This is a genomic window from Thermosyntropha sp. (assembly GCF_017656155.1).
In the GTDB taxonomy this organism is placed as follows: Bacteria; Bacillota; Syntrophomonadia; order Syntrophomonadales; family Syntrophomonadaceae; genus Thermosyntropha.
The window spans coordinates 130627-155506 of record NZ_JACDOH010000003.1; the positions used below are offsets into that span (position 1 = coordinate 130627).

25 protein-coding genes are annotated in these 24880 nt (G+C 39.2%); 7 read left to right on the forward strand and 18 right to left on the reverse strand.

Annotated elements, in window-relative coordinates; genetic code table 11:
- Positions 1-109: 109 nt before the first annotated feature.
- From H0Z36_RS04180 to H0Z36_RS04195, 4 genes are all read right to left on the reverse strand, one after another.
- The gene (locus tag H0Z36_RS04180; RefSeq protein WP_296863993.1) at positions 110-1909 is read right to left on the reverse strand and encodes an aldehyde ferredoxin oxidoreductase family protein; all 1800 of its coding nucleotides are present in this window, start codon (positions 1907-1909) and stop codon (positions 110-112) included.
- Positions 1910-1911: 2 nt separating this feature from the next.
- A complete protein-coding gene (locus H0Z36_RS04185) occupies positions 1912-2418 on the reverse strand; it encodes a 4Fe-4S dicluster domain-containing protein (protein ID WP_296863994.1) in 507 nt (168 codons plus the stop codon).
- Positions 2419-2677: 259 nt separating this feature from the next.
- On the reverse strand, positions 2678-3367 hold the full coding sequence (locus H0Z36_RS04190) for a HesA/MoeB/ThiF family protein (RefSeq protein ID WP_296863995.1): 690 nt from the start codon (positions 3365-3367) through the stop codon (positions 2678-2680).
- A complete protein-coding gene (locus H0Z36_RS04195; RefSeq protein ID WP_296863996.1) occupies positions 3360-3584 on the reverse strand; it encodes a MoaD/ThiS family protein in 225 nt (74 codons plus the stop codon). The genes H0Z36_RS04190 and H0Z36_RS04195 overlap by 8 nt, the downstream gene beginning before the upstream one ends.
- Before the next feature lie 425 nt (positions 3585-4009).
- Between H0Z36_RS04195 and H0Z36_RS04200 the strand changes: the two genes are divergently transcribed.
- On the forward strand, positions 4010-4366 hold the full coding sequence (locus H0Z36_RS04200) for a nucleoside recognition domain-containing protein (RefSeq protein WP_296864130.1): 357 nt from the start codon (positions 4010-4012) through the stop codon (positions 4364-4366).
- 10 nt (positions 4367-4376) lie between these two features.
- Positions 4377-4844, forward strand: a complete 468-nt coding sequence (locus H0Z36_RS04205; protein ID WP_296863997.1) for a nucleoside recognition domain-containing protein — start codon at positions 4377-4379, stop codon at positions 4842-4844.
- Between the two features lie 160 nt (positions 4845-5004).
- Here the strand turns inward: H0Z36_RS04205 and H0Z36_RS04210 are convergent, their stop codons facing one another.
- Together H0Z36_RS04210 and H0Z36_RS04215 are read right to left on the reverse strand one after the other, a co-directional pair.
- Entirely contained in the window at positions 5005-6159 is a 1155-nt protein-coding gene (locus H0Z36_RS04210; RefSeq protein WP_296863998.1) for a hypothetical protein, read from the reverse strand.
- A 198-nt stretch (positions 6160-6357) separates the two neighbouring features.
- Positions 6358-6837 (reverse strand): flavodoxin domain-containing protein, encoded by a 480-nt coding sequence (locus H0Z36_RS04215; protein WP_296863999.1) that lies wholly within the window; start codon positions 6835-6837, stop codon positions 6358-6360.
- Between the two features lie 607 nt (positions 6838-7444).
- On the opposite strand from H0Z36_RS04215, the gene H0Z36_RS04220 reads away from it, so the two are divergent.
- Positions 7445-8698 (forward strand): copper amine oxidase N-terminal domain-containing protein, encoded by a 1254-nt coding sequence (locus H0Z36_RS04220; protein WP_296864000.1) that lies wholly within the window; start codon positions 7445-7447, stop codon positions 8696-8698.
- Positions 8699-8795: 97 nt separating this feature from the next.
- Here the strand turns inward: H0Z36_RS04220 and H0Z36_RS04225 are convergent, their stop codons facing one another.
- Genes H0Z36_RS04225 through H0Z36_RS04245 form a run of 5 tightly spaced genes read right to left on the reverse strand, consistent with a single transcriptional unit; the run spans position 8796 to position 14554 of the window.
- A complete protein-coding gene (locus tag H0Z36_RS04225) occupies positions 8796-9494 on the reverse strand; it encodes a DUF554 domain-containing protein (protein ID WP_296864001.1) in 699 nt (232 codons plus the stop codon).
- Between the two features lie 27 nt (positions 9495-9521).
- Positions 9522-11507 carry an NAD-dependent DNA ligase LigA gene (ligA, locus tag H0Z36_RS04230; protein WP_296864002.1) on the reverse strand — a complete coding sequence of 662 codons (1986 nt, stop codon included), beginning with the start codon at positions 11505-11507 and terminating at the stop codon, positions 9522-9524.
- Positions 11508-11529: 22 nt separating this feature from the next.
- Positions 11530-13623: a UvrD-helicase domain-containing protein gene (locus tag H0Z36_RS04235; RefSeq protein WP_296864003.1), complete on the reverse strand. Its 2094-nt coding sequence runs from the start codon at positions 13621-13623 to the stop codon at positions 11530-11532.
- Positions 13624-13657: 34 nt separating this feature from the next.
- Entirely contained in the window at positions 13658-14125 is a 468-nt protein-coding gene (locus H0Z36_RS04240) for a nucleoside recognition domain-containing protein (protein WP_296864004.1), read from the reverse strand.
- Between the two features lie 15 nt (positions 14126-14140).
- Positions 14141-14554 (reverse strand): nucleoside recognition domain-containing protein, encoded by a 414-nt coding sequence (locus tag H0Z36_RS04245; RefSeq protein ID WP_296864005.1) that lies wholly within the window; start codon positions 14552-14554, stop codon positions 14141-14143.
- Between the two features lie 184 nt (positions 14555-14738).
- On the opposite strand from H0Z36_RS04245, the gene H0Z36_RS04250 reads away from it, so the two are divergent.
- Positions 14739-15419 (forward strand): DUF1287 domain-containing protein, encoded by a 681-nt coding sequence (locus tag H0Z36_RS04250; protein WP_296864006.1) that lies wholly within the window; start codon positions 14739-14741, stop codon positions 15417-15419.
- On the opposite strand, the gene H0Z36_RS04255 is transcribed toward H0Z36_RS04250, so the two are convergent.
- Positions 15407-18151: a PAS domain S-box protein gene (locus tag H0Z36_RS04255; protein WP_296864007.1), complete on the reverse strand. Its 2745-nt coding sequence runs from the start codon at positions 18149-18151 to the stop codon at positions 15407-15409. The two genes, H0Z36_RS04250 and H0Z36_RS04255, sit on opposite strands and share 13 nt — an antisense overlap.
- A 158-nt stretch (positions 18152-18309) precedes the next feature.
- On the opposite strand from H0Z36_RS04255, the gene H0Z36_RS04260 reads away from it, so the two are divergent.
- The 3 genes from H0Z36_RS04260 to H0Z36_RS04270 are packed head-to-tail and all read left to right on the forward strand — an operon-like array spanning position 18310 to position 19861.
- Positions 18310-18786: a Smr/MutS family protein gene (locus H0Z36_RS04260; protein ID WP_296864008.1), complete on the forward strand. Its 477-nt coding sequence runs from the start codon at positions 18310-18312 to the stop codon at positions 18784-18786.
- Between the two features lie 28 nt (positions 18787-18814).
- Entirely contained in the window at positions 18815-19693 is an 879-nt protein-coding gene (locus H0Z36_RS04265) for an MBL fold metallo-hydrolase (protein WP_296864009.1), read from the forward strand.
- Positions 19694-19708: 15 nt separating this feature from the next.
- Complete coding sequence (locus H0Z36_RS04270; RefSeq protein ID WP_296864010.1) at positions 19709-19861, forward strand: hypothetical protein; 153 nt, start codon at positions 19709-19711, stop codon at positions 19859-19861.
- Here the strand turns inward: H0Z36_RS04270 and trpA are convergent.
- Genes trpA through H0Z36_RS04300 form a run of 6 tightly spaced genes read right to left on the reverse strand, consistent with a single transcriptional unit; the run spans position 19836 to position 24880 of the window.
- Complete coding sequence (gene trpA, locus H0Z36_RS04275) at positions 19836-20627, reverse strand: tryptophan synthase subunit alpha (RefSeq protein WP_296864011.1); 792 nt, start codon at positions 20625-20627, stop codon at positions 19836-19838. The genes H0Z36_RS04270 and trpA overlap by 26 nt on opposite strands.
- Positions 20628-20631: 4 nt before the next feature.
- Positions 20632-21810, reverse strand: a complete 1179-nt coding sequence (gene trpB, locus H0Z36_RS04280) for a tryptophan synthase subunit beta (protein WP_296864012.1) — start codon at positions 21808-21810, stop codon at positions 20632-20634.
- Positions 21800-22423 (reverse strand): phosphoribosylanthranilate isomerase, encoded by a 624-nt coding sequence (locus tag H0Z36_RS04285; protein WP_296864013.1) that lies wholly within the window; start codon positions 22421-22423, stop codon positions 21800-21802. The genes trpB and H0Z36_RS04285 overlap by 11 nt, the downstream gene beginning before the upstream one ends.
- 17 nt (positions 22424-22440) lie before the next feature.
- Positions 22441-23205 carry an indole-3-glycerol phosphate synthase TrpC gene (gene trpC / locus H0Z36_RS04290; protein ID WP_296864014.1) on the reverse strand — a complete coding sequence of 255 codons (765 nt, stop codon included), beginning with the start codon at positions 23203-23205 and terminating at the stop codon, positions 22441-22443.
- Positions 23190-24221, reverse strand: a complete 1032-nt coding sequence (gene trpD / locus H0Z36_RS04295; RefSeq protein WP_296864015.1) for an anthranilate phosphoribosyltransferase — start codon at positions 24219-24221, stop codon at positions 23190-23192. Before trpD ends, trpC begins: the two co-directional genes overlap by 16 nt.
- A 44-nt stretch (positions 24222-24265) precedes the next feature.
- The gene (locus tag H0Z36_RS04300; protein ID WP_296864016.1) at positions 24266-24880 is read right to left on the reverse strand and encodes an aminodeoxychorismate/anthranilate synthase component II; all 615 of its coding nucleotides are present in this window, start codon (positions 24878-24880) and stop codon (positions 24266-24268) included.

Here is a 24880-nt window from a genome sequence, read left to right on the forward strand (position 1 = left end):
AAATCCTCCTCACATCTTCAGTTTCACAATAAAGAAGCCTTTCCAAAACTATAAAAACTGCAAAGGAAAGGCTTCTTTAATTGACTTAGAGGCTTAATTTTATAATTTATTAAGCTAGGTCTAATTCTTTAAGCTTTTCTTCAGTCGGAACACCGTTTTCATCCCATCCGCGCACTTTATAATAAAGCGGAAGCATAACATCGAGTTTAACTACATTCCCTTTATGTGGACCATCTTTCATAGGCTCTTTTAAAAGCCTTTCAGGGAGTGTATCGTCTTTAGCCGAAAAACCTGCCTTAAGATTAAACAAACGTTCTAAATTCCAAATGCGCTCCCCTGCTTTAAGATATTCTTCATCTGAGATATTAAATCCGGTAGCCGTTCTAAGCTGTTCAGCAAGTTCTGGAAGTCCCAGAGCAAAAGTTACAAAAAGGCATATACCGGAAGAATCGAGGAGAGCCGTTAAATCCTGGAATGTCTTTAAAAGTTCAGGTTTTCCTTCTACCGTATCAGGGTCAACCTTAACCGGAACGCCTAAAACTTCAGGAGAAGTCATATATCCTCTTACATGACAGCCTCCCCGGTTTGATGTAGCATATTCAAGACCTATTCCCTGTTGTCCCCTTGGATCATAAGCAGGCAGTTCCTGTTTTTTAACAGTCATTGAAAACTCAGGATGCCCATAGCTTTCAGCTAACCTATAAGAACCTTCCGCCAATTCGTCCCCAAAACCTTCCCGGTAAGCAGTCTTTCGAACCATCTCTACCAGCATTTCGCCATCGCCCCAGTCAAGGTTAATCTTATCCCTGGGGATTATCCCCTTTTGCACCATTTCTACCGCACAGGCCAAGGTTCCGCCCATAGTTATAGGGTCAAGTCCCAACTCGTTGCAAAGGAAATTAGCCTTACTTATCGCTTCAAAATTATCTATTCCCAGATTAGAGCCAAAAGCCCAGGTAGCTTCGTATTCCGGACCTTCTCCCAAGCTCCTGAACTTGCCTTCTTTTATGCGGGTAACCCTTCCGCAGGCAATTGAACAGCCAAAACAGCCTTTATTTCGCACCAGGTATTTTTCAGCCTGATATTCCCCGGAAATCTTTTCGGCATTCGGGAATACCGCAGCTTCGCTGAAGTTTTTAACCGGCAGTCCTCCATGCTCATTCAAGATGTTTATCAAAACATTGGTTCCATAGGAAGGAAGACCTGAACTGGTTACCGGATGTTCTTTAAGCTTCTTTCTGGCATCTAAAACTGCAGCCTTAAAGCCTTCACGGTCAGCCACTTTAATTCCGCCCGTTCCCCTGACTGCTATTGCTTTAAGGTTTTTAGAGCCCATTACCGCACCTACGCCTGAACGTCCCGCTGCCCGGTTGTATTCGTTCATAATGCAGGCAAACTTAACCAAATTTTCTCCAGCCGGTCCAATACATGCTACTTTAGCCTCTTCATCTGTTTCTGCTTTAATAGTATCAGTAGTTGTAACCACATCGGTTCCCCAGATGTGAGATGCGCTTCTCAATTCGACCTTATCATCATTTATCCAGAGATATACCGGCTCTTTTGCCTTGCCTTCAATAATGACTCCATCATAACCTGCATATTTCAGTTCCGGACCAAAACTGCCGCCTGAGTTAGAAGCCGCAATAGTTCCGTTCAAAACCCCTTTAGTAACAACATTATAGCGGCCGGCCGAGCTGGCTAAAGTCCCGGTAAGAGGCCCAGTCATAAATATAATCTTATTTTCTTCACTTAAAGGATCCACTTTGGGATCTACCTCGTCGCAGAATATCTTAGTGCCTAATCCCCTGGCGCCTATGTAGCCATGCAGCAGCTCTTCATCAATTTCTTCAAGCCTGACAGTTCCTGCAGTAAGGTCAACCCGTAAGACTTTTCCCATCCATCCGTACATCTTTACCTTACCTCCTCTAAAACTTCTTTAATCTTAGCCGCTGCTGCCCGCCTCTTCAAGCTTACTGCCGGACTGGATTTACTAAAAGTCAATGCTTTCGAACCGCAATTCTTTACACATTCTGGATCTCCTCCGCAGAGATCACATTTTATGATCTGGTTGTCTTTGGCATCATAAAAAGTAGCTCCGAAAGGACAGGCAATCATACACATCTTGCAGCGTATGCATACTTCATGGTTAACTTCCATGGCACCGGTAGCTTCACTGCGGGATATAGCCCCTACCGGACATACCTCCATACACGGTGCCGGATCGCACTGCTGGCATACTGCGGGGAAAAAGAAACCAGTCTTTTCAAAGCCTACTACTGCTATTCTGGATCGTGTCGGGTCAAACTCCCCTGTATGCATAAACGAACAGGTAAGCTCACAGGTGCGACAGCCGGTACATTTCTCAGGCTGAACATAAATAACATTTCCCATACCTTTTCCTGGCCCGCCCTTAGGCAAACCAGTTTACTCCCTCCCTTTCTCTTTATTTTCACAGTCCTGAATATTTTCAAAAAATCAAGGACTGCTCAAAAACCTGTCTAGCTAATCTGTTATTCAGATATTGCAAAATTTATGCCAGAATTAAGAAAATAAAAAAACAGCGTCAGATGATGCTTTATAAGCTTTTGCCTTTTTCAGTTATGTTTCATAAGTGTAACATATATGTAACTTTAGTGGCATTATATTAACATTGCTTTAACATATTGTTACACATCTCTCAGGCTAATTCTAAAACTTCACTTTCCATTTCCAAAAAATCAAAAAACAGAACTTTCCCGTGCAGGATTTCTCCGCGCCCTAAAATAACCTTGACCGCCTCTGCCGCCTGCAAAGCAGCTGTTCCACCCACCACAAAAGACAGAACTCCTTCCTCTTTTTCAATCCCCTGCCCTTTAATGCCCATCCGGCAGAGATTTTCCAAAGTTTCATCCCCGGGAAACTGGGTTCCTACTTCTCCGTACCATCCCCCTACCATACCGTAAACTAAAGGAACCTTCTTTTCCCGACATATTCCGGCAAGTTCCAGACGAGAAGGAATACTGTCCAGGGCATCTACTACTACCTTTATGTCGCTCTCCCACATCTCTTCAAAACCTTCTTCAAACCTCGCCTTTATGCCTTTAAACTCTACTTCCGGATTAATAAGAGACAAAGCCTCTTTTACCACCTCAACCTTGCTCTTATTGATAGTTGACATATCGGCAAAAATTTGACGGTTAAGGTTGTGTTCGGCAAACTCATCCGGGTCAAAAGCTGTAATTTTGCCTACTCCAAGCCTTGCCAGGTAAGATATGACATATCCGCCCAGTCCTCCACAACCTGCTACCAGAACATGCGATCTTTTAAGCTCTTCCTGTTCCTTCCTGTCTATCGCATTAAAATTGCGCATGTACCTGATATTAACCACCTCCTACCAGTGGAAAGATAGACAACACATCCCCTTCCTTAAGTTCGACTTCTAAAGAGACATGTTTGCCGTTTATAAAAATTATCCCCAGTTCTTTTACCGGAAGGGAAAGCTGTTTTACTACATCTTTCACCTTAGTTCCTTCCGGATAATCAAAAACCTCCTCCTTAAACCGCCCTTTCCGGAAAGTCGCAAAAAGCTTTACCTTTACCTTCAATTTCGCACACCTCCTTATATTCCTTTTTCTATTCCTTTCTTTATCAACTTTTCTGCAATAATTATGAATTTCCCACTCCTTTTGGGAATTGTTCCTTTCATGCTTTTATCCCTTCACATTCAATATTCTCCCTTACCATTATTACATATATTAATATATTGATCAGATAATCAGGCACTCCTCTTTTTTTAATGTAACTAAAATACTAAAATTCCTAAATATTTGCTTTTTAGCCAAAAGTTATAAATATAATTTTAATAAATAGAAAATAATCTGTTTTTAATTTATAAGGTTTTGTCGTATAATGTCATTTAGGGCTTAACATTTCAAAAATTTACAGTTTAATCTTTAGGAGGTATATAACTATTTACGACATTGTTCGCAGAGGAATTGCTAAAGGGCTTAATCTTAGTTGGGAACTCGTAATCAAAGTAGTTTTGCCCGTATACCTAATTGTGTCGTTTTTGACATATACGCCGGTAATCAACTGGTTATCCAAAATCATGACTCCTCTAATGCAGCTTATAGGGTTACCGGGAGAGGCAACAGTTCCCATCGTTCTAGGAGCTTTGGTCAGTGTTTATGCTGGTATCGCAGCAGTTGTTCCGCTAGGGTTTGATGTTAAAGAGCTCACCATAATTGCAGCCATCCTGCTTATTGCTCATGATATTCCTATAGAAGCAGCCGTAAGCAAGAAAACCGGCAGCACTTTTATAAGCCTTATAATCATAAGAATTATTGTGGCTTTTGTGGTGGGAGCAGTTATAAATTTGATAATGTAGGAGGAGCACTTTGCAACCAATAAATATAATATTAGAAGTAGTAAAAGGTAGTATTACTCTTGTTATCCAATTGTCATTGATAATAATCGGCATAATGATACTGATAGAATTCCTGCAAACCTATAATATCTTGAATAAACTTACCGCGTTCATAACACCTATAACAAAATTAGCAGGAATATCCAGGAATGGCAATTTGTCTATTCTTGCCGGACTCCTGCTGGGTATAGGCTATGGTGGAGCTATTATTATTGACTCTGCTCAGCAGGGAAAACTGAAACCGGAAGAAATCTACCTTATAAACTTATTTTTGGTAATATGTCACTCTTTAGTAGAAGATACACTTATTTGGTTAGCTATAGGTGCCAAAGTGATTCATATTCAAATAGCTCGTCTGTTTCTGGCCATATTGATTTGTTTTATCTGTTCATGGTATCTACAAAGAATAAATACTGACAGACAGAATATCAATCTATAAAAAACCTTATTTCACTTTGGCTGTTATGTTTAATCCTGGAGAAACATGTATATTACGAGATAAAGCTAACCACCTCACAATATTTTTATATTCCCTTATGTGTTTATCAATAATTTGCAAAAAAGTATAGATGTTGAGCAATCATTCCTAAATTATTTCTCTACATATTAAAATAATTCATAAATCCTTTGGTATAAGCAAATGATAACATTTGAGATAACAACGAAGCCTCCATCAACCTATTATCCGCTGTACGTTCCAATACCAAGCTGTTCAAATCATCATATAACTCTAAAGTATATTCTTGAGGTTCTTCAGAAAACATTTCCTTATGTCTTTGATATCTTCTTACATCTTGTCGGGAAAAACCAAGGCTTCTATGCACGTAGTTTTCCATTCTTTCAACAGAAATTTTCAAATCAGCCAAAAATTTAATATTATCCTCATTTTGGAGAAGTTTGTATAAGAAAAAGCTGCTGCATAATTTGCAAAATTCAACTGCCTCTTCTACATTCATATTTTGCAAAGGGGTAAAATCAATCTGATTACCATTGAATTCTTCATTCAATTCCGATATAATTGTAAACGCTGTAAAACAGCCATATTCCAAAGCACGAAAAAAGTCCCTGAAAAAGTCGTTTTCTGGGAAACTATCGGCTACTTTACGAAAATGCATCAAGACACTATTTAGTCCGAAAGGTATTTTTACCTGCTTATTGTTGTTTTCTTCCTTTTCCGCTTTAAGTTCATTAATTTTTTCAGCAGGTAATTCCAGATATTGCAAAGCCCTTTTTGTTGCTTCATGCAATGATTGCAAAGAAGAAAAATCCCCAGTCATATAAACTTCCTCAGCTCCATATACCCCATTAGCTAACATTTCATTTAGTTCATTAGATTCCATTTTTCGCAGGAACTCAAGCAACATAAGTACTGACAGTGGAGCAAAATGGTCTTCATCTCCCATTGAATTAGATGTTATAATTATCGGACAGCCATTACTGTCTTCGATCAATTCTCCTGAATATGTTTTTATTGGATTCAAAACAGGTTTATCAATCAGCATAAAATCCGACTCAAAATAATTAAATACCGATTTATCCAGGTTGTTTACACTAACATTGACCACACTCCTCAGATTTTGTACCAACTGTTGAGCATTACCCAGGTTAAAAATCATTTTAGTATAATATGTAACGAAAAGTTGAGAAAATAACAATAAACTATTACGCTCATAACCTTTTGAAATACTGCACTTGACTGAAGCACTTAACTTATCCCTAAAGTCAATATCTGCCTTAGCTATCAATCTGTCCATCTTTTACCTCCAATAATTGTATTAATTAATACTAACTAATTATAAGTTTACCATATAAGAAATATCAGGTAATTATCTGTAATGTTTTATTAACGATAAATATAATTTATTTGAGTGAAAAATATAATTACTAGAAGCAATTGCCGGTAGATAAAAATAACAAACTCTCATATATTATTTCTACACATTCAGCAAACACTATCTAATTAATTCCATTCCCAACCTGGCTCCAAATTCCTCAGCTTGTTTTAGTTCTTCCTTACTAATATGATCAAGCGATAAGTATCCTTCTTTCCGTGAGGGGCAACCAATAATAAAATTTGCATTTTGGCAAGAAATCGAGCCTACATACTTTGCTCCTTTAGATGTAACCAATCTTTGAAGTATATCTATAGATTTTCCCTTGTTAGTCCCATAGGCTACAAAAATAAAAACCGGTTTGCCGCTAAGTTCTTTACATTGACTAATATACTTTCTTATTTCTCTAACAGGATTAAAGAAATAAACAGGCGAGCCAATACCAATAAGATCATACTGACAAATATTGCGAGGCTTTGCATGCATAATATTGTATAAGTCAACATTATACCCGACACTTTGTAATCCTTTAGTTATATATTCAGCAACCTTTGCAGTTGTCCCACTCTGCGAATAATAAATTATTAAACATTTTCCCATAATTATTCTCCTAACTATCATAACTGAGATATTTTCATATCAATCAGCACAGGAAAATCCAGTTTTCTATAGACAGAAAAAGGATTCTCCCTCTGTCTTGGCCGAATATTTCAGGCAACAACAAATCTTAAAATCAAAAACGGAAAAAGGTACAGTTATCTATGTTTATTCGACAAAAATATTTACTTTCCTTCAAGAATCCTGTAAAAATATGCCTCCACTCCAAATGTATAATTATTCTTGATACCATTTGGCAAAAAAATCCTTTTCATTTATTCAACTCTGATAAAACTGGCCGTTTTTTTTCGAAGAGCAGGACTGCCGCTATGGGATATTTCCTTTAAAACAGAGGCTTTTTCCAATACCTTTAATTATCAGAAATCACAGAAAAATATTGCTTTTGCGAACTTTAAATCGAAGTGAGAATAAAATATAAATAAATATAATAAGCCACAAAAAACAAGAAGCTTTAAAAGATAATCTTAATAGTTTTTTATAAATAAAATATTAGGTATTGTAAAATAATGGTTGAGTGATACAATTAAAGCAGGATTTATATATATTTATATATTGTATTACATAATTTGAAAAAGGGGAGGTCTGCTGGATGAAGCAGCGAGTTATTTTGCTATCTGTTATGTTTGTGCTTCTGCTGTTTACTGCTCCAGTTTTAGCTGTCGGGGGAGGAATTACCATTGAAATAAATGGATCTGTGTATACCCCTGAAGTAGCTCCTGTGCTGGAAAATGGTATCACATATGTTGATCTGGCCAGCATTGAAAAAATTATAGGGGCTGATATTGAAGCCAAGGGTAATTCATTGACCATAGTTAAGAATCAAAATGTTCTTAAACTGCAGGTTCCGCAAAATTCAGCCTATTTGAATGATAATGAGATAAAAATGCCGGCTGCTCCGTTTATAAAAGATGGAGAGATAATGGTTCCTCTACGCTTTACACTGGAAAATCTGGGAGCTCAAATAGGCTGGGATCAAACAAAAAAAACCGTAACTGTAGCTTATAAAGAAACCAGAAACGGAATGTCGGCAGATGAACTTCTGGTTAAATCATCTGAAAAACTGATGCAGTTTAACACCTATAAGATGTCCGGCGATATAAAAACGGATATGGAAATGTTGGTCACCGGAGAAGAAACAGCTTCTGTGAATATAGGCATGAACATAAAAGCAGAATCTTTTTATCAAAAAGAACCTCTGGTTATATATACAAAACAAAAAATCTCCATGTCGGGGCAGGGAATTCCGGCAGAATTACAGGATATGACTGCGGAAAGTGTATTGAAAGAGGACGTATATTATACCAAATTACCCAACCAGGGATGGGGCAGAATGGATCTAAGTGAATTTAATTTTAAGGAACTTATTGAACAATATAATACTCAGGATCCGGCTACAATGCTTAAAATGATGAAGGATTTTGGAATAAATTCAACTTTTGGCAATGACATAACAATTGGTGGCAAAGAATACTGGGTTATTATCAGCACCCTTGATAAAGCAAAATTTGCACAAGAATATCAAAAAATGTTAGAGCAGTTGGCTCCTGGTATGCCTGGGGTAGATGTTAACCAGCTAATGAACAAAACCGACTTTAATATTTATTACTATAAAACTTATATCAATAAACAAAGTTTGCTGAGTGAAATGATAGAAATGAAAACAGATATGCGTTTAAACCTTAAAAACTCTGAGCCTACGGATAAATCTGCTGAGAACATCAAAATGAACGCAAGCATAGAGTATAATATCAAGATGTCAGACTTTGATAAACCTTTTACACTTCCAGATCTCAGTTCAGCAATAGATATGGATGAAATCCTTTCTAAAACGGATGTTAATTAAGTTAAGTAAAGATTATTACGGAAATGGCTCCTTACTTATTTTCTAAAGAAAGCGGCAAATGCCGCTTTCTTTACGGTTTAAATTTTTTTACCAGTTTCTAAATCCGCATCCCTACCCAGCCTAAAATCAACATAAAAATAGGCACCAGGAACACTGCCGGCAATAGATTGGCCACCTTGATTTCCTTCAGCCCAGTAAGGTTTATGCCTAAAACCGCGATTAAAACTCCGCCTACTGCGGTAATGTTGTTCAAAATGGCATCATTAAGTAAAGGTTTTATCAAGCCGGCAGCTAAGCTTATGCCTCCCTGATATATAAGAACAGGAATAGCGGAAAAGATCACACCTAGGCCCATGCTGGCAGCAAATATTAGAGAAAATATGCCGTCAAGCATGGATTTGACGAGGAGTATCTGATAGTTTCCGTTGAGCCCGTCTTCTAAAGCCCCGATTATAGCCATAGCTCCAATACAGAAGAGAAGGGTTGCCGATACAAAGCCTTTGACAAACTGGCTCTCGCTTTCTCCCATCAGGCGTTTTTCAAATTTTCTTCCCAGTTCGTTAAGCCTTTCATCCCACCTTCTCCATTCTCCAATTACAGCTCCTAAAGCAAGGCTCACACCTATAAGGGCATAATTTTCACCCTGCAAGGCACACTGAATCCCTATAATTATTACCAAAACCCCTAAACCATCCTGTATGGTTCTACTTATATTATCCGGTATTCCTTTTTTAAGGAATAATCCAATAATCCCCGCTATTACAATCGCTCCTGCATTGATTAAAGTTCCTGTCAAAACAAACCCTACTTTCCTGGATAATTTTTATCTCTGATTTACAATCTCTAAAAATTCTGCCTCAGTTAAAATAGCAATTCCAAGTTCCCGCGCTTTTTCATATTTGCTGCCCGGATTTTCTCCAACCACTACAAAATCAGTCTTTTTACTTACACTACTACTCGTCTTTCCTCCCTGTTTTTCAATAAACTCTTCAGCTTCTTTGCGGGTAAGACTCTTTAAAGTTCCAGTCAAGACTATCGTCTTTCCGGCTAAAGCCTGACCCTCGCCTATTTCCTCTTCCTCCACCATGTTGACCCCTAATGCCTTTAGGTTTTCAATCATAGCAATATTTCGCGGCTCGCTAAAGAACAAAATTATGCTTTCCGCCATTTTATCCCCGACTTCCGGGATCTGTTTAAGCTCATCAGTAGTAACCTTTTTAAATTCATCTATGCTTTTTATATAGCGGGTAAGGGTTTTAGCCGTTTTTGCACCTATATGCCGTATACCTAAAGCGGTAATCAAATGGTGTAAAGGCCTCTTTTTGCTGTCTTCAATGGCTTTTATAAGGTTAGATGCCGACTTTGGACCCATACGCTCTAATTTTTCTAATTCTTCTGCTTTAAGGCGGTAAATGTCATCTATGCTTTTTACCAGACCTTTATCCACCAGCTGTTCAACCACTGCCGGCCCCATACCTTCTATATCCATAGCATCGCGGGAAGCAAAGAATATAAGGCTTTCTTTCAATCGTGCCGGACAGTTTATGTTATCACAGCGTATTGCTACTTCATCAGGATATTGGACTGCTTTGCTTCCACATACTGGACAATATTCCGGAGCTTCTATCTTTTTTTCCTTTCCGGTTCTTTTCTCCGGCAGGGAAGCAATTATCTCCGGAATTATATCACCTGCCTTGTGAACTAAAACAGTATCCCCAATTCTTATATCTTTTTCTTTTACTAAATCAAAATTGTGAAGACTAGCCCGGCTTACCGTAGTGCCAGCAAGGCTTACCGGTTCTAATATGGCAGTAGGAGTAATAATACCGGTTCGCCCTACATTTATTTCCACATCTTTCAGAATCGTTTCTTTTTGTTCAGCCGGGAATTTAAAGGCTATCGCCCAGCGTGGGCTCTTTGCAGTATAGCCTAAAACCTCCCGGGGAGCAAAAGGGTTAAGCTTCACTACTACTCCATCTATTTCATAAGGCAGTTCATGCCTCTTCTCACCGTATTCCCTACAATACTCATATACTTCATCTATATCCTGACAAAACCGGTAATGGGGATTAACCGGGAAGCCTTGTTCCTTCAAAAAATTCAAGGCTTCTTCCTGGGTTTTAATCTCTTCTCCTTCGATGTACAAAATATCATATATAAATGCAGAAAGATTGCGCCCAGCGGTTATCCTGGGGTCAAGCTGTCTTAAGGAACCGGCTGCTGCATTGCGGGGATTGGCAAAAGTTTTTCCTCCTTTTTCTTCCTGTTCCTGATTTAGACGCAGGAAAGCCTCTTTAGGCATATATATTTCTCCCCGCACCTGAAGGTTTTTTATTTTATCTTTAAGCCTTAAAGGAATTGCTTTTATTGTCTTGACATTAGAGGTAACATCTTCACCGGTGATTCCATCCCCTCTGGTAGCAGCTGTTTTTAATATTCCATCTTCATAGATAAGGGCAATAGAAAGGCCGTCAATTTTCAATTCTGCTACATAAGAAGGATTTGGGGCTTCTTTTTTTATCCTTCGGTCAAACTCTCTGAGCTCCTCTAAAGAAAAAACATTATCAAGGCTTAAAAGGGGGACCCTGTGCTGATAAGTCCCAAATTTTTCTAAAGGTTTGCCTCCTACCCGCTGGGTGGGGGAATCCGGGGTTATAAGTTCAGGGTGTTTTTCTTCCAGTTCTTTAAGTTCCTTCATTAACCTGTCATATTCAGCATCACTTATAAGGGGATTATCTAATACATAATAGTGATGGTCATGTCTGCGTATTTCTTCCCTGAGTTTTTCAATATATTCCTTTAAGTCCACGCTTTCTGCCTCCTTTGTTTTGTTAACCTATTTTCTCCAGAGGCGCGATATCCAAACGCAGCATTTTAGTCCCGACATGGGCAAAGTCAATAATCCCTATCTGTCCATCATCCATAAATCCTGTAACAACTCCAATCCCAAACTTACTGTGGCGCACTTTGTCTCCTTCAGCAAGCTTCGAATTCATAAAAGCTCTTCTTTCCTCAGGGGTACAAATAAGTTCAGGAGGAATCTCTTTTAAAAACCGGGAAGGCGGATTGCTCCGTTCATACCCGTAGAGAAGACGGGTTACGGCATTGGTAAGATAAAGTTTTTCCATCGCCCTGGTTATTCCAACATAGCAGATTCTTCTCTCTTCTTCCATCTCTTCCGGAGTCTCACAGCGGTAAGAAGGAAAAACGCCCTCTTCCATTCCGGTCATAAACACTACCGGAAACTCAAGTCCTTTAGCCCCATGATAGGTCATAAGAAAAACCGCATCCTTGTAGTCCATTTCATCTGCATCCTGAACCAAAGCAATTTTCGCCAAAAATTCCTCTAACCTTCCGCCTTCTTCCCTCTCAAATTCAACTGCCAAAGACCTTAATTCTTTCAAGTTATCAATCCTGACTTCAGCCCCTTTAGGATCATTATGGCGCAGATCTTCGACATATCCGGTCATCTCCATAACATTATCCAGTATTTCAGTAATCGAAGCTCCTGACTCATTAAGCCCGGCAAAAAATTTTACCATACCGAAAAACTCTTCTAAAACCCCAACCATTTTTTGGCTAATGCCAGGAACAGCACTACAGTCGGCCAAAGCTTCCAAAACCGGCAAGTTTTTTTCCATAGCATATCTTTCGATTTTGTTCAAAGTTTTTTCGCCAATTCCGCGGCGGGGCACATTTATTATCCGGCGGAAGCTTAATATATCATTAGGGTTGCAGGCCAGTTTAAGATAAGCGATTATATCTTTTATTTCTTTACGCTGATAAAATTTATATGCCCCTACAATATGATAAGGTATATACTTCGCCAGTAATGCCTCTTCCAACGCGCGCGACTGGGCATGAGTCCGGTATAAAATGGCAAAATCACTGTATTTTCTGTTCTCTTTTGCAGCCAGTTCAGCAATAGTATCAGCAATAAATCTGGCTTCCTGAAAACTGTCCCGGGCACAAAAATGAATAATCTTTTCTCCTTCTTTTCTGGTGGTATAAAGGTTCTTTTCTTCTCTGTCTTCATTATGTCGTATTACAGCATTGGCCGCTTCCAATATGTAGCGGGTAGACCGGTAATTTTGCTCCAGCTTTATCATAACTGCTTCCGGATAATCTTTTAAAAACCTCTTTATATTATAAGGCTCTGCCCCTCTCCAGCTGTAAATTGACTGATCCGGATCACCCACCACAAATATATTGCGGTGTTCGGAGGCTAAAAGATTAGCCCATATATACTGTGCGTAGTTGGTATCCTGGTACTCATCAATCATAATATATTTAAACCATTTCTGGTATTTGGCCAAAACATCCGGATTTTCCCTAAAAAGCCGAATGCACAGAAAAATAAGGTCATCAAAATCTAACGCATTAAGCTCTTTTAAACGCAGGTTATAAAGCTTAAAAAGCCGGTAATATTTCTCTTTTTCACCTTCTGGGCAAGAAAGGTTTTTAAAATAGTCTTCAGGTTTTATAAGCTTGTTTTTTATCTGTTTAAAATGATAAAGCAGATTTTCCGGCTTAGTTTCATAATCTTTTTCTGCTTTTAACATCTCTTTTAAAAGCGACTTAACATCACTTTCATCCATAATGGAAAAGTTTTTGTTATATCCCAAAGGCTCTATATCCATCTTAAGTATTTTATAGCAGGCAGCATGGAAAGTCTGAATCCACTGACCCGTATAATCTGGAATCATTCCGGCAATACGGGTGCGCATTTCTTCTGCTGCTTTGTTGGTAAAAGTTATAGCCAGAATAGAGTTGGGATGCACCCCCTCATCTATAAGATTGGCAATTCGACAGGTTAAAACCTTTGTTTTACCGCTGCCGGCGCCGGCCAAAACCATACAGGGGCCTTCTTTATGTATAACAGCTTGCCTCTGCTGTTTATTCAAATTCTCCTGTATCTCAAGCATTTTCAACTTTACCACCTTTATAATTTTGATTAAGTTATGATTTGCTATTTATGATAGCATAACTCTCTACTGGCATAAACCTGGCAGCCAGATGACAGACAATTACCGCCAGAACTAATCGAATCAAAAGTATAGGCAACCATTTGGCACCTATCGCCGCAAAAAGCAATGTATCTTCAAAAACTGAATGACATATTACAAGAAAAAGATTTATAAGGTAAATTTCGCGATAGGAAAGCCTACCCTCTTTCGCACTGTTTATAATAAGCCCTCCTCCATAGCTTATACCAAAGATAAGACCTGCCATTATAGGCAGGTTAGCTTCTTTAGAAAGTCCTATAATACGGGTTACCGGATCAGCAAGGATCGTAATTTTATCTAAAAGTTTAAGTTCTTTAAAAATTTCAATAAATATCATTAAAGGTATAACTATAAGTGCAATCTGTCCCACACTTTTAAGGCTGCCAATCAAAGCAAAACCTAGAATATCTATAAATGTCAACCCTATCTCACCTCTTTACAAGACTACATTAAAAAAAGCTCCTATGATAAAAGCCATGATTATACGGGTTAAAACTAAAAAGGAAGTCTTTACCCCTGTCATCCTGGCTATCGCCGTTTCCATCGGCAAACTGTGAGCTAAAAGCAGTATAGCCGCAATGATCGTTATCTCCTTAATGCTCATATTTAAAGGAAGTATGGCTCCTATAGCCGCATATATATTTACAAAAAAACCTAAAACTACAGGTAAAGCTGCTTTTCCCGGCAGTCCCACCAGTTTCATTACCGGAGACATAAAACGAGAAATCCCCTCCAATAAACTGGTATGAGTAAGAAAAGTAATAATAAAATAGACTGGTATTACAATCTTTGCCAGTTCATAGGTTGTTTTAATTCCATTATTAAAACCGCGTTTAATTGCTGCAATCATAAATCATCCCTCAGTATTTTCTTATTTTTCCTGTCACCGTTCAATTAAATAAGCATATCTTTTAGATTACTCATTAGATACTAATTTATCAAGAGAAGATTTGCAATTTGTAGATAAATAAGCCCAGCATATAAAGCATTTATGCTAAAATAAAAGGGAAACAAAATCAAACAAAGGAGATGCTATGAGCACATCCAAAAACACTTATAAAAAAATTTTTTTAATTCTCGGCATAAGTGCTTTAGTTCTAATTGCGCTCAAGTTTCTTCTGTCTGACAACGATTCCCTAAATTTTAACACCCAAAACTTCTACTCACCCGTAGAAAAAATTCCGCCCGAAGAGCGTACTGTTCCTGACCTGATAGTTCTGGGGGCTCGTAAAGAAGTAGAAAAAAAAGTAACCTATGACGCTTCCTATGTTGTCATAGATTACCCTGGTGGGGATGTTCCCCAGGATCGCGGAGCATGTACAGATGTTGTAATACGCGCTTTTCGTAATGCCGGCATTGATCTGCAGGTTCTGATACATGAAGACATGCAAAAAAATTTTGCAGAATATCCGAACAACTGGGGACTGGACAAGCCCGACCCAAATATTGACCACCGCCGTGTCCCCAACCAAATGCACTTTTTTAAAAAGCATGGCCTCGTATTAACTACTCAAGTAGAAAACCATTTGACCGAATGGCAGTGGGGAGATGTGGTGTACTTCAAATTTGATAACGGGTTGGAACACTGTGGTATAATAAGTGACCGCAAAAATAGCAAAGGTATACCCCTGGTCATTCACAACGCTGGAATAGCAACAGAAGAAGACTGTCTAAAGCGCTGGCAGATAATAGGTCATTACCGCTATCCCCCGTAACCTCTCTTCTTCAAAACAAATATAAACTCTTCAACCAGCCAGGGGTCAAACTGGATACCTGCACATCTTCTAAGCTCCTCTACTGCCTTTTCATGAGACATCGCCCTACGATACGGACGGTCATTGGTCATAGCATCATAAGCATCGGCAATAGCTAAAATTCTGCATTCTAAAGGAATTTCATTGCCTTTAAGCCCTAATGGATAACCTTTTCCATTCCACCATTCATGGTGTTTTAAAATCCAGTCGGCAATAAATACCAGCTCAGGAGCGGATAAGGCTATACGATAGCCTATTTCGCTATGTCCTTTCATGATCTCATATTCCTCTTCTGTCAAAGGCGCTGGTTTAAACAAAATGGAGTCAGGTATTCCTACCTTTCCTATATCATGGAATTGAGCAAAAAGCCTTAAATCATTGATACGATTTTCCGAAAGATTAATAGCTTCTGCAACTGCCACCACCAGATCCTGCATTCTTTCTCCATGTCCTTCAGTTATAAAATCGCGGGCTTCTAAAGCTTTAGTTAATGTCTGCACAATAGAGCTGCGAGTACTCTGTCCACTGTGCAGTTTTTCCCGGTACATGCCGTTATCTGCCTGGCGGAACAAATCTTGCATGTTTATATTGCAAATATCCCTTACTGCATAACCAACAGAAAGACTAAGCCACATGCTGCTGTTTCTTTCATTATAATCTTTAATATTATTTTTAAGTCGATTTACAGCTTTTTCAGTTACTTTCCGGTCAGCCCGCGGAAGAAGAACAGCAAATTCATCTCCTCCCACCCGGGCTATGACATCATCTTTGCGAAAAGAAGACTTTAATACTTCAGCAGCAGACTTAAGTAAAAGGTCTCCCTTATCATGACCTAAAGTGTCATTTACCAGTTTCAGTCCATCTACATCACACATTATAAGTCCTACCGGCACACAGCCACTGCTTTCCATAAGCCGCATTTGCTCCTCAAAATAAAAGCGGTTGTAAAGACCGGTGAGCGCATCATGACAACTCAAATAAGTAAGCTTTTCCTCAGCCTTTTTGCGCTCCGTAATATCTCTTCCCACTGACTGATAGCCTATAAGTTTCGCCCATTTATTAAATAAAGCCCGGTGAGTCCACTGCTGCCAGCGTATCTCTCCATCCGGCATTTCTACCCTGCTTTCAATATTGCACACCGATTTCATCAGATTAAGCACTTTAAGCGAATCAGCCACATATCCCCTGTCAGCTTCATATACCAGATCCCGAAACTTCATGCCGCGGAGTTTTTCCCGGCTTTGCCGGTAATAACGGCAAAATGCCTCATTCACAAAATCTAGATGACCTTCTGCATCAAGTCTCATTATAAGCTCCGTCTGATCTTCCACTATCGCTCTATATTTTGCTTCGCTCAGTTCCAACTCTTTTAATGCCCTTTTAGTTTCTGTTATATCTTCTGCCAAAACCATGCTCCCGCCAATGTTCCCTTCTTCGTCTATTATAGGAGCTGCATTCATTTTTAAAATTATCTTCCTGCCGTCTTTGTGTATAAAAGGGATTTCATAACTGCTGTCTTTGCCCTGTTTTATACATTTATCCAGTTCTGCTGCTGCCTGAACATGATAACCGGGTGCCACAAGTTCAAGTAAATACCTTCCTAAAACTTCCTCAAAAGAGTAGCCTATAACCTCGGTTGAACGCTTGTTTATAAAGGTAATCCTTCCTTCTATGTCACAAGTAAAAAAAAGTTCATTCATATTGTCAATAAGGGTATTAAGATAGTTAACCTGCTTTTTTAAATTTTTTTCACTCCTCAATAAAGCTTCTTCTGCCTTTTTGCGTTCGGTAACATTGCGCAATATACCTCTAAACCCTACAATTTTATCTGATTCTAATATAGGAAGCACTGTGCTTTCTACATAAAGCCTGGTTCCATCCTTCCTTATAACTTCCCAGCTCAACTCCCTGAGCCGTTTACCTGTTCGGTAAACCTGATTAAATTCCTTTAAAACTTTTTTCCCATTCTCCTCATCCATTACTTTGCGGAAATTTATGCCGGTAAATTCCTGTCTGGTATATCCTATATTTTGCAGAAGAAAATCATTGAAATAAGTGAAGTTTCCTTTCAAATCCACTTCAAAATAACCGTCTTCTATGCTTTCTACAATGTAACGATATTTTTCTTCACTTTCGCGCAGAAGCTTTTCTGCCTTTTTCTGTTCAGTAATATCCCTTATAGTCTCTATCGCTCCGATAATGCTTTTTTTATGGTCTAAAAGCAGAGAAGCCTTACATGACAAGTATGCACCTCCAGTTTTAAGCTGGGGAGAAAAAATCTCCTCAAACAAAACTTCGTTATAGCCATATCTTCCTTTATGTAAGGCCAGATCAATAAGCATAGGCTTTCTTTTACCGTAAAAAGGCACAGCATACTCATAGTTGCCTTTTCCCAGTATTTCTCCTGCTTTTATGCCGGTCAACTCCTCCATCGCACGGTTCCACATAGTTACATTTCCTTTAGCATCAATGACAAAAGTAGGATCGGGCAAAAAATCTAATATCTTTTCCAGCCTGTAATGCGCATCAGCTAAAGCTTCCCGATTTTTTTCTGCTTCCTCCAACTGTTTGCGCAGTTCCTCCTCGACAGCCATGAGCTGCTCATTAGCAGCTATTAATTCCTGCTGTATTTGATAAAACAGAATATAATCTTCAGAAAAAGGTAATCCTGTTTCTTTATCACGGCTGGACAATTCTGCGGCACCTCCAATTATACTGCTACTTCCAATTTATGCGGCAAAATCCCTTTTATGTATTTTCCATACACAATGAAAAATCCCTGCCTTCATTTCAATATAATGGAAAATATATCAAGTAAACTTTTTTATTTTTCTTGAGCTGTACTGAACATATGTTTATACTTATCTTAGATTATCTTTTCGAAAAGGAATGTCGTCTTATGAAAATAGAAACAGTAGATTTACACGGTTTAAGTATAAGTGAAGCTTTAGAAAAGGTAGAAAAAAATTTAAACTGGTGCATAAAAAACGGAGTAGTAGTCCTCGACATCAATCACGGAAAAGGATACCACAGCAGCCGCAATTTTTCGGTTGTAAAGAAAGAAGTCCGCAAAATGCTTAAAGAAAACGACTTCCTGCGTGAAAATAGCTATATTGTAATCTATGGAGAATCCGACCTGCCGGTTGCCCTTACTTTTGATGAAGGACATACCCTGGTAGTAGCAAAGGGCTTTGAAAATAAGTATATCGGGGGACAAAAAAAAGTAGAAAAAAACCTGGCTGTATTTTCGAAAGAGGGCATGAAAAAGCGGAAAGCGCAAAAACGAATTAATGCCCAAAAAAGATCATCGCGCAGCTGGAAATATTAAAATATACATCTTTTGGGGGGATTAGACCGTGTTAGAACACATAGTAGATAATATTTACCAGGTATCACCGGGCAAGAACACCATTTTTCCGTATTCTTTTTGTTTTTACATTGATGATGAAATCAAGACTTTAATTGATACCCCTATTTTCCCGGATTTCGTCAAACATTTGGAAGGCAGGAAAGTAGATCGTATTATTAATACACATTTTCACCGCGACCACTGCGGGAGCAATTATATCTTCCCTGAAGCCGAAATTTTTGCTCATGCTGAAGATATACCTCCCATGCAGTCTATTGAAAGCTTTTCCCTTTATTATGGTTTTGAAAAATACGGAGGAAGCGAAATTGCTGCTGCCCTTTTGCCGAAAATAAACTGGCAGCCTTCTCATATAAATGGAGAGCTTAAAGAAGGGGAAATTATAAGCTCAGGGAAAATAAACCTTAAAGTAATACATACCCCGGGACATACCCCGGGACACTGTGTCCTGTTCTGGGAGGAAAAAGGCCTGTTATTTGCCGGAGATATAGACTTAACCAGTTTTGGTCCATGGTACGGCAATGATGTAAGTGATATAGACCTTACCATTAAGTCAATTGAAAAAATTATAGACCTGAAACCTGAAATTATCCTTTCTGGCCACCGGGGAACAATAAAGGAAAATACTGAAAAAGAACTAAAAAAATATCTTGATAAAATATATCTTAAAGAAGAAAGAATTCTCAAAGCCTTAGATACTCCCAAAACCCTGGAAGAGCTAATCGAACTTAAGATAGTATATGGGCGTTTTAAAAAACCAGAAAACCTCTACGCATTCTTTGAAAAAGTTTCCCTTTTAAATCACCTTAAAAGGCTTATTAAGCTGAATCTGGTAACATACCATGAAGGGAAATATCATAAAGCTTAAAAGGAGCTGATAAAAATGGCACATCGCTGTGAAAACTGCAAAATCAGACAAAAAGCAGAAAAAAATCCGGACTCCATTTTAAGCCGCATCTGGCGCTGGCATACTAAATGGTGCCCGGGATATAAAAGCTACCAGGCAGAACTCAAAAAGAAAGGCCAGCTTTCTTAAAATTCCTTATTGTTCTCTCAATTTCTCCTGGTAAAAGTTCAGGCTTTGCTTCATATTCTTCGATTATTGAAGCCAACAAACTGCCAATGACTACTGCATCAGCATATCCCTTAAAAACCCTGACCTGTTCAGGGGAAGATATGCCGAAACCTAAGGCTAAAGGGGAAGAGGTGCTGGACTTTACCTGCAGAAGATAATCTTTTATCTCTTCTTCCGGCAAAACCTGCATACCGGTAGTTCCCCTTACCGATACACAGTAAATGAAAGCCGGATTAAGCTTGTCGGCTTCTTTTATCCTCTCTTGCGGGCTACTGGGGGCAATCATAGGTATAACATCCAGGCCGTATTCAGTCAAACGCGTCAGCTCTTCTAAGGGGAGGTCAGGCACAATAACCGCTTCTGCTCCTGTGTGTTCTAGTGCCTGCCTAAATTCAGGTATTCCCATGTTGTAAACCGGGTTAAAATAAGTAAAAATGACTAAAGGCATACTTACTGTCTTTCGAACCTCAAAAGCAAATTCCATTCCTTCTTTAAGGCTCAACCCCTTCTCAACACATCTATGGTGGAACTTTTCAATCATTTCCCCATCAGCCAAAGGGTCGGAAAAAGGCATTCCCAGTTCTAAAACATCACAGCCCCCTTGTTCTAATGCCTTTATACATTCTAAACAGAGCTTTTTATCCGGCAAAAACGACATTATAAAAGCTATAACCCCCATTTCCCCTGATTTTTTTAAACCATTTAACCTCTCTCGCAATTGGCTCATAACCCTAAACCTCCTTTAATCCGGCAACCTGTTCTACATCTTTATCTCCTCGTCCGGATAAATTTATTACAAGGCATTCTTCCTCGGAAAGCCCAGGAGCGATTTTTAAAGTATAAGCTACAGCATGGGCACTTTCTAAAGCAGGTATTATTCCTTCCAATCTGCTCAAAAGGTGGAAGGCATATAGCGCCTCTTTATCAGAAACATTGACATAATTTACCCTTCCTGTTTCCTTCAAAAAAGCATGTTCCGGCCCTACCCCGGGATAATCAAGACCGGCTGATACTGAATGGGTCGGAGAAATCTGCCCTTTTTCATCCTGCAGAACCCGGCTTAAAGCTCCGTGCAAAACCCCTTCTTTTCCTGAAGATAATGTGGCACAGTGCTTACCCGGCTCAAGGCTTATCCCGCCGGCCTCAACACCGATAAGCTTAACAGCATCGTCTAAAAAAGGATAAAATATCCCCATCGCATTGCTTCCTCCGCCTACACACGCTAATATATAGTCCGGCATTTTGCCAGTTAATTCTTTAAACTGAGTTTTTACTTCTTTTCCTATTACTGATTGAAAATCCCGCACCATCATGGGATAAGGATGAGGCCCGACAACTGAACCTATAACCATATGAGAACATTCAAAGCTGCGGATAAAGTCGCGAAATGCTTCATTAGAAGCATCTTTTAAAGTTTGGCTTCCTTTTTTTACTTCTACTACTTCTGCTCCCAGCATTTTCATGCGAAAAACATTAAGTCTTTGCCTTTCAGCATCTTTTGCTCCCATATAAACCGTGCATTTAAGACCTAAAACAGCAGCCGCAGTTGCGGTTGCTACTCCGTGCTGCCCCGCGCCAGTTTCAGCAATAAGCCTTTCCTTTCCCATATATTTGGCTAAAAGCGCCTGCCCCATCGTATTATTTATCTTATGCGACCCGGTATGGTTCAAATCTTCCCGCTTCAAAAATATCTTTGCACCTCCTAAAAAAGAGGTGAGCCTTTCAGCAAAATATAAAGGTGAAGGCCTTCCTACATAATTTTTCAGGATATCATTAAGCTCCACATTAAATTTTTCATCTTCTTTCAGCTCAAGATAGCTTTTTTCCATCTGCTCAAGAGCGGGAATAAGGGTTTCCGGCACAAACCTTCCGCCGTATCTGCCAAAATAACCTTTTCTATCAGGATACACATCTATCCGCCTCCTTAACTTCTGCTATAAAACGCTTTACCTTTTCCGGGTCTTTTCCTCTCCCTGCAAATTCAACCCCGGAAGAAACATCTACAGCCATCGGCCTTATTTTTAAAACTGCTTCTTTTACATTATCCGGGGACAATCCTCCGGCCAGAATAATGCGGCTTTTATCCTTAAGATGGCTTATAAAATCCCAGTTAAAGGTTTTTCCTGTGCCTCCGGCTACCTTAAAGTCAGCAGTATCAAAAAGATATGCCCATGTTCTCCATCTTTTAAACTCATCTTCATCTACTTCCCCGCCGACTTTAAAGCACTTAATAACCGGCAGATAAATTTCTTCTGCATATTCCGGGCTTTCTTCCCCGTGCAGTTGCACCATGTCTAAAAAGGCACTCCGGGCAATATATAAAAGGTTCTCTAGCTTTTCATCAACAAATACCCCTATTTTCAGGATTTTTTCTCCTACCCTCTGGTTTATCCGGGCTGCTTCCTCTACTTCTATTCTCCTCTTAGAAGGTGCAAAAACCTCACCTATCGCCCAGGCTCCATACTTCTGGCAAAATAAAGCCTCAGTTTCAGTTCTTATTCCGCATATCTTAACTAAAGTCATATCTCATCTCTCCTGTTTTATCTATAAGCCAACAAAGCCTTAAGTTTATCCCCCGGAGAACCTGAGCGGACCAAACTTTCGCCGATTAAAGCCGCGTTGTATCCGTAAGTTTCAAGTAAAGCCAGCTCTTCCGGGCTTTTTATACCGCTGGCACTCGCTTTAAAATAAGAAGAAGGAATAAGTTCAGACAAAGCCAGGCTATTTTTTATATCTACCGAAAAGTCCCGCAAATTCCGGTTGTTAACCCCTACTATCCTGACCGGCAAATCATAAATAAGCAAAGCCTCATCTTCATCATGAATTTCTAAAAAAGGTTCCAAGCCCAAATCTATTGATTTTTCGCATAAAGCTAATAAATTTGAATAATCTAAAACAGCAGCAATAAGCAAAACTAAATCTGCACCTAAAAAAAATGTTTCATAAAGCTGAACTTCATCGATAATAAAATCTTTGCGCAAAACCGGAATCTTTACCGTTTCTTTAACCTGAGGCAATAAACTGCGGCTGCCTAAAAAATACTTTTCTTCGGTGATGACCGAAACCGCAGCGGCTCCGTTCTTTTCATAAACAGAAGCAAGCTCAATCGGGTCTAAATCCTCAGCCAAAACCCCTTTAACCGGAGAGGCTTTTTTTATTTCAGCGATAACCTTTATCTTTCCGTCTTTTTTATCAAGAAAAGAGCTTAAATCAGGTCTCTCCTTCGGTGAAACTGCACTCATATCCAGCTTTTTTTCAAGGTTTTTTATTTCCTCTTTCTTGGTCGCTATTATCTTATCGAGCATAAATTCACCCCATCCCGGCTTAAGGCTATCATTTCTTTAAGCTTATTCATGGCTTTTCCGGAATCGATCGCTTCATAAGCCATGCTTAAGCCTTCATTTATACTTTTTGCCTTTTCGGCTACGGTTAAGGCAGCAGCAGCATTTAAAGCTACTGCCTGACGGTAAGGGCTATATTCACCGTTTAAAACACTTAAAAATACAGCTGTATTTTTCTTTAAATCACCGCCTTTAAGCATATCAAGGGATATGGAATGAAACCCCAGCTCTACTGCATCAACCTTGTAGCTGTAAACCAAATCATCTTTTATCTCACAAACCTTGGTTTTGCCGACCGGGCTTATCTCATCCATCCCGTTTTCCCCGTTTACTACCATAGCCCGTTTACGCCCTAATTTTTTCAAAACTTCCGCTATTTTTGCCTGCATAGAATTATCTGCTATTCCCATTACCTGATAAGTAAGTGGGCATGGATTTAAAAGAGGCCCCAAAAAATTGAATATAGTAGGGAAGCCTAAACTGCGGCGAAGCGGTGCCACCTCTTTTAATATAGGATGGTAGCTGGGAGCAAAGAAAAAAGTTATACCGATTTCCTCCAGTATCCTTAAAGCTTCATCTTTTTTAAGATTTATATTTACCCCCAAACCTTCTAAAATATCAGCACTTCCTACCTTTCCGGTAACCGCCCGGTTGCCGTGTTTGGCAACCGGTACTCCGCAGGAAGCAACCACCAGAGCAGCAGCGGTAGAAATGTTAAAAGTAGAAAGCCCATCTCCACCTGTTCCGCAGGTATCAATAACTTCTAAATCTGTCTCCACTTTTACGGCCTCTTCATAAATAGCCTTAACAAACCCTAAAATCTCCGCCGAACTTTCTTTTCGTGACCGCATGGCTCCTAGAAGGGCAGCGGCCTTAATATCCGGAACCTCGTTGTGTAAAAGCATCTTGGCCAGGTCATAAGCCTCTTCAGTGCTTAAAAATTCTCCTACAGTCACCTTTTTTAAATACCTTTCCAGCATAATTCTCATCTCCTCCATTCTCATCTCGTCTCACCTGAACTTATTTATACCAAGCAGCCTGCATTAGACTTCATCTTCAAACCTTCCCACTTATAAGTAAAGTCTATAAAATTTTTTATTATCTTTTTTCCTTCTGCCGTCATAATAGACTCCGGATGAAACTGAACTCCTTCTATCGGCAGATACCTGTGCCTTATCCCCATAACTTCCCCTTCTTTAGTTGAAGATACCACCATAATATCATCAGGAAGCCCTTTTTTATCAACTATCAGGGAATGATAGCGGGTAGCTGCAAATGGATTACTGAGCCCCTTGTAAATTCCTTTACCATCATGATATATCTTTGAGATTTTGCCGTGCATAATTCGCCAGTTAACTTTAACCGTTCCTCCAAAAGCATACGCAATCGCCTGATGTCCCAGACATACCCCTAAAACAGGAATCTTATCCCCCAGTTTTAAAATAATCTCGACCGATATGCCGGCATCTTGAGGCCTTCCCGGGCCGGGAGAAATTACAATTCCTCTTGGATTAAGCTCTGCTATTTCTTGAACTGTTATCCGGTCATTTTTAAAAATTAAAGTCTCTTCCTCTGATTCTTCTAAATACTGAACCAGGTTATAAGTAAAAGAATCATAATTATCCAGAACTAGAATCAT

What these genes read in the sequence shown, in the direction of transcription:
- H0Z36_RS04180 (WP_296863993.1), bottom strand. Translation starts at nt 1,909, where the DNA reads ATGTACGGATGGATGGGAAAAGTCTTACGGGTTGACCTTACTGCAGGA.
- H0Z36_RS04210 (WP_296863998.1), bottom strand. Translation starts at nt 6,159, where the DNA reads ATGGACAGATTGATAGCTAAGGCAGATATTGACTTTAGGGATAAGTTA.
- H0Z36_RS04215 (WP_296863999.1), bottom strand. Translation starts at nt 6,837, where the DNA reads ATGGGAAAATGTTTAATAATTTATTATTCGCAGAGTGGGACAACTGCA.
- H0Z36_RS04220 (WP_296864000.1), top strand. Translation starts at nt 7,445, where the DNA reads ATGAAGCAGCGAGTTATTTTGCTATCTGTTATGTTTGTGCTTCTGCTG.
- H0Z36_RS04235 (WP_296864003.1), bottom strand. Translation starts at nt 13,623, where the DNA reads ATGCTTGAGATACAGGAGAATTTGAATAAACAGCAGAGGCAAGCTGTT.
- H0Z36_RS04245 (WP_296864005.1), bottom strand. Translation starts at nt 14,554, where the DNA reads ATGATTGCAGCAATTAAACGCGGTTTTAATAATGGAATTAAAACAACC.
- H0Z36_RS04250 (WP_296864006.1), top strand. Translation starts at nt 14,739, where the DNA reads ATGAGCACATCCAAAAACACTTATAAAAAAATTTTTTTAATTCTCGGC.
- H0Z36_RS04260 (WP_296864008.1), top strand. Translation starts at nt 18,310, where the DNA reads ATGTTTATACTTATCTTAGATTATCTTTTCGAAAAGGAATGTCGTCTT.
- H0Z36_RS04270 (WP_296864010.1), top strand. Translation starts at nt 19,709, where the DNA reads ATGGCACATCGCTGTGAAAACTGCAAAATCAGACAAAAAGCAGAAAAA.
- trpA (WP_296864011.1), bottom strand. Translation starts at nt 20,627, where the DNA reads ATGAGCCAATTGCGAGAGAGGTTAAATGGTTTAAAAAAATCAGGGGAA.
- H0Z36_RS04285 (WP_296864013.1), bottom strand. Translation starts at nt 22,423, where the DNA reads ATGACTTTAGTTAAGATATGCGGAATAAGAACTGAAACTGAGGCTTTA.
- trpC (WP_296864014.1), bottom strand. Translation starts at nt 23,205, where the DNA reads ATGCTCGATAAGATAATAGCGACCAAGAAAGAGGAAATAAAAAACCTT.
- trpD (WP_296864015.1), bottom strand. Translation starts at nt 24,221, where the DNA reads ATGCTGGAAAGGTATTTAAAAAAGGTGACTGTAGGAGAATTTTTAAGC.
- H0Z36_RS04300 (WP_296864016.1), bottom strand. Translation starts at nt 24,880, where the DNA reads ATGATTCTAGTTCTGGATAATTATGATTCTTTTACTTATAACCTGGTT.